We start from the raw sequence: 4,502 nt of genomic DNA on the forward strand, positions 1-4,502 counted from the left end.
CCCACCTCCAGACGCTCTGCTTGTAGGAGGCATGGGTTGGGCAGAAGAGGACGCTGTGGCCGGCCTCTTCCGCCCTCTAAACCTCTCTCGGAGGACTGGATCAGAATGCCGCGCTGGTTCTGGTTGGGCGTTGGGATCGGATTGCTGTTCGTGGCCGCGGCCGGGGCGGTGAAAATCGCGATGGATGTCCGGGCGGAATCTCTCCCGGTCTACATGACCGTGCCGGACTGGCCGTTCATCGATCAGGACGGCCGCACCTTCTGGTTAGGCCAGACCCGGGGCAAGGTGGTCGTCCTGGGGATGATTTACACCCATTGCCCGGATATCTGCCCATTGATCACCGCCCAGATGATGGAACTCCAAAAGCAAGTCGCCGCCGCGGGGTTATCGGACGAGGTGTTCTTCGTGACCATTACCTTTGATCCGGAGCGGGACACCCCGGAGGTCCTTCGGCGTTACGCGCAGGTTCGAAAAGTCGATCTCCGCAACTGGGTTTTCCTCACCGGCGATCCCTCCACCATCCGCCATCTGACGGAGGTGCTGGGGATCTATACCGAACGGGTCTATATGGTCCAGGGAACGCCGGTCAGCGGGACCCCCAGCGCGACCGGGTCAGAGGTCACCTATTTCATCAATCACACCGATCGAATCTTTCTGGTGGATCGTCAGGGACAGGTGCGGGCGCTCCTTCCGGGAAGCCGGACGGAGACCAAGGACGCCATGGAGAAGATCCGCCGCCTGGTGCGTGAACGATCTGCATCCTGACCGAGATCACGACGATATGCCCGAAAGGCCTGCCGAATGCGGCATCCTAACCATACCCAATCGTTCAGGAGGTCATTCGCTATGAAAGGTTTGTTGCGTGTCCTGACTGTCGCTACGCTGGTTGGCTTGCTGGCCGCCTGCGCGGCCCCAGCCGCAACGGGCCCGCGCATTACGATCCAGGACCCGTGGGCCCGCCCCGGAGCAATGGGGATGGGAATGGAGCACGGGCATGGGATGAGCCACGGTGGAGGTAGCACGAGCGCGGTCTACTTCGTGGCGATCAACGACGGGGATCAGCCGGACGTCCTCATCGGCGCCGCTTCGGACGTGGCGGAGAAGGTGGAGATCCACGAGACCAAGATGGAGGGGGATGTGGCCAAAATGCAGCCCGTTCCTCGGGTGGAGATCCCGGCTCGAGGGAGGGTGGAGTTCCGACCCCGCGGTCTCCACATTATGCTGATCGGCCTCAAGCGGGATCTGAAGGTGGGGGATACGTTCAACCTGACGCTCCGCTTTGAGAAAAGCGGGGAGATCCCCATTTCCGTCACCGTGAAGGAAATGCCGTAACGATCCGCCTTCCTATCCTTTCCTTTCCTTCCCGAGGACGCTGCCGCTTCGCTTGCTTCAATAGATGCATGGGGATGGGGAGGCGGCGCCGAAGGCTGCTGCCTCCCCATCGTTGATGTCAGGGGCTGGGGGGGCAAGGCGATCCAGAGAGCAAGAGGCCTGCTCGAACGGTTCTGGCGATTCGGTTTCCGGCAGGCCGTTGCCTTCAGTCGCCTTTGATGAGCTCGCCCAGCAGGCCGCTGCCGGCGACGCGCCGGGACTCCTCGGCCCGGCCGGAACGGGCGGCCGCGATGATCCGATCCGCCAGGCGCGAGAACGGCAGGCTCTGCAGATACACCTTCCCGGGCCCCGTGAGCCGGGCCAGGAAGATCCCTTCGCCGCCGAACAGCGCGTTCTTGAAGCCCCCGACGAACTGGATGTCGTAATCCACGCTGGGGGCGAAGGCCACCAGACACCCCGTATCCACCCGGAGGGTCTCCCCAGGCCCCAGGTCTTTCTCGATGATCGTCCCCCCGGCGTGCACGAAGGCCAGACCCTCCCCCGTCAGGCGCTGGAGGATGAACCCCTCGCCGCCGAAGACGCCCGCGCCGATGCGCTTGGTGAAGGCCACCTCGACCTCCACCCCCCGCGCCGCGCACACGAAGGCGTCCTTTTGACACAGAAAGCTCCCCCCCAGCGCCTTGAGGTCCAGCGGGATGATCTTGCCGGGATACGGCGAGGCGAAGGCCACCCGGGCCCGCTTGGTGCCCTGGTTCACGAAGGTGGTGATGAAGAAGCTCTCACCGACCAGCATGCGGGCCAGACCCTTGAACAACCCGCCGCCGGTGCCCGTCTGCATCTGGATGCCGTCTTCCATATACATCATCGCTCCCGCCTCCGCCCGCACCCCTTCCCCGGGATCCAGGGCGATCTCCACCAACTGCATCTCGTGGCCGATGATCACATAGTCGATCACATCCACCATGATTGGCCTCCTGGGCATTCGGAATGTGTTTATATTCTCCCCCATCATCCGAATGGACGCTCTCTCAAGGCGACCGCAGCACCAGGGGCAAATACAGGAGGAACCCGCGCTCGAAGGCCCCGATATCGCAGTGCGGCCCTTGGGGCGAGGCACCCCGCGCTGATCCGTGGGCGGGCACCCCACGTTCGTCCCGGCGTCGATGGCCGGCGAGCCGGGCAGCGGTCATCCTCCGAACGGCCGGTGCGAAAGGGAGCTGGATCCGATCCATCGGTCATCTCCTTCAATAGCATTCAGTCGCAGAACAACCCCCTGCCCCGGATCAGGCTGCTTGCGCCGTCCAGGGCCGAGACCCCGGCCACCGCCCGCTCAAGGCCCTGGGCCAGCGGCTCGTTGCTGCGAAGGAGCAGGCCGCCGACCCGGCTGACTGCCTCGAACGCCACGGCCTGGGTCAACTCGCACCGCAGATCCGAAAAGTCGGCGATCTCCTCCGCCTCACTGAAGTCCGGGGCCGGGTCGTCGGCGGAAGTCGGCAACTGCGCCAGCAGCGCCGTGACCGCCTCCAGCTTCTGATGCATCACCTTGGCGAACACCAGCCAGACCCCTCCGGCGAAGCTGAAGCCCCCCAGCCCGGCGACCACCATCAGGTCGCTGGCCAGCATCGCCGCCTCCAAGATGTCAACCGGCGAGAACTCGCCGCCGCCGCCCGCCGTCCGCGCCCCCTCACCGCCCAGCACCCCCCACACCGCGCCGTTCCGATCCACCGCCCACCCGGCTAGGGTGCCGTCCTCCGGCAGCAGCACAGCGTGTCCGCCCTCCGCCCACGGGCGGAACATCTCCAGGGCGCGCCGGATGGTGGCCTCATCGGCGCCGGCCGCCTTCAGCTGCTGAGGGATCTCGTGCTCATACCGTGCCACGCGCAGGGTCTTGCCCTTTAAGGCGTTCACGGTGTTCGCAGGGAAGGCCAGCGCCTCCGCCAAGGCCAGCCGGGCCGTGCGCTGGGCCGTCAGGCGGAAGGCCCGGACGGGGTCGGCATCGGCCGTGCGAAAGCCCGTTAGGGGCAGCAGGTCCAGCCAGCTCACCGCAGCGGGCTGCCCATCGGGGGTTCGCGCGGGCAGGACGCGGTGCAGGGTCACGCGCAGCCCGGTCTCGAAGGTCAGCGGCCCGGCCGGATCATCGGGCAGCAGGATGGAGGCCGCGTGCAGATCCGGCGGGGGCAGATAGAGGGGCTGGGTGGCGATGGCCCGATGGCCCGCCTCCCGATCCGGCGCCTCTAAGACGGGGCGCAGCGACAGCATCGCGGTGTAGAGGTCATCCAGCACATGGGCGGGCGACGGCGCCCCCGCCTCGAAGGCCAGCGTGGTGCGGCCCTGCAGCGCCCGACGCACTTCCGCCAGGTGCTCCGGGGTCGGACGCTCCTCGTTGTTCCGGGTCCACAGCCCGCCCAGCACGCGCGTCACCTTTTGAGAGCCCACGGTGACCGTGAGGAACAGCCCGCTGAGGGCCGGGGGATCGGCGCGCTGAGCCGGGGGCGGCGGCGTATAGGTGGCCTCCGCCAATGGCGACCGGCGCGGTGCGTCCGCCGGGCCGTAGCGCTCGAACAGGCGCACGGTGCGCGGCCCCTCGCCCGCCGCTGTAGTCCGGTAGGTCAGGCGATAGGGGGGCGGCGGATTCGCCTCCAGGGCCTGCACGACGGCCTGGATCGCCTCTTCACGGGTGCCGGCGGGGAACGCGCCCAGCCGGCCGGCCCGCCCCAGCTCCGCCAGCATCGCGGGATCTACCTCCCCCACGCCGATGATCACCGCAGGCGGGCCGGCGCTCACCGCCGCGAACAGCCCTGGCGGCGGCGTTTGGATCCGCTGGCCCGTCCCGTCGGTGGCCTGGCCGTCGGTGACCATCACGATGGCTGTGGGGCCGTGCCGCGCGGCGTCGGCCAGGGCTTCCCACAGGCGCGAGCCGGACCCCACGGCATGCCGCACCTGAGCGGGCAGGGCCTGCGGATCGTCCGTCCAGACGTTCGCGCCGATGTAAACGCCCCCTTCGTAGATCTTAGCGACGCGAAACTGCACGTTGGGGGAGGCCGCCTTCAGCTGCGTCGCCAGATCGCGGACCAGCTCTTCGGCCCCCCGATGACGGAAATCGGCGGGGAGGCTGCTGGAGTCGTCGAGCAAGAACAGGACGCGCGGCGCTGGCCGCGCCCAGCGCTCCA

General features: G+C 67.5%; 4 protein-coding genes. 2 read left to right on the plus strand and 2 right to left on the minus strand.

Annotated features, from left to right (window positions below; genetic code table 11):
* The first annotated feature begins 105 nt into the window (after positions 1–105).
* Both NZM16_RS02545 and NZM16_RS02550 read left to right on the plus strand, forming a co-directional pair.
* The gene (locus NZM16_RS02545) at positions 106–765 is read left to right on the plus strand and encodes an SCO family protein (protein ID WP_295450258.1); all 660 of its coding nucleotides are present in this window, start codon (positions 106–108) and stop codon (positions 763–765) included.
* A gap of 81 nt (positions 766–846) precedes the next feature.
* On the plus strand, positions 847–1,332 hold the full coding sequence (locus NZM16_RS02550; protein ID WP_295450255.1) for a copper chaperone PCu(A)C: 486 nt from the start codon (positions 847–849) through the stop codon (positions 1,330–1,332).
* A gap of 205 nt (positions 1,333–1,537) precedes the next feature.
* On the opposite strand, the gene NZM16_RS02555 is transcribed toward NZM16_RS02550, so the two are convergent.
* Together NZM16_RS02555 and NZM16_RS02565 are read right to left on the minus strand one after the other, a co-directional pair.
* Positions 1,538–2,296 (minus strand): TIGR00266 family protein, encoded by a 759-nt coding sequence (locus NZM16_RS02555; protein ID WP_295450253.1) that lies wholly within the window; start codon positions 2,294–2,296, stop codon positions 1,538–1,540.
* A 290-nt stretch (positions 2,297–2,586) separates the two neighbouring features.
* Positions 2,587–4,502, minus strand: a 1,916-nt coding sequence (locus tag NZM16_RS02565; RefSeq protein WP_295478308.1) for a vWA domain-containing protein, incomplete at its 5' end; no start/stop codon positions are given.

This window comes from Thermoflexus sp. (assembly GCF_025055495.1).
GTDB lineage: Bacteria > Chloroflexota > Anaerolineae > Thermoflexales > Thermoflexaceae > Thermoflexus.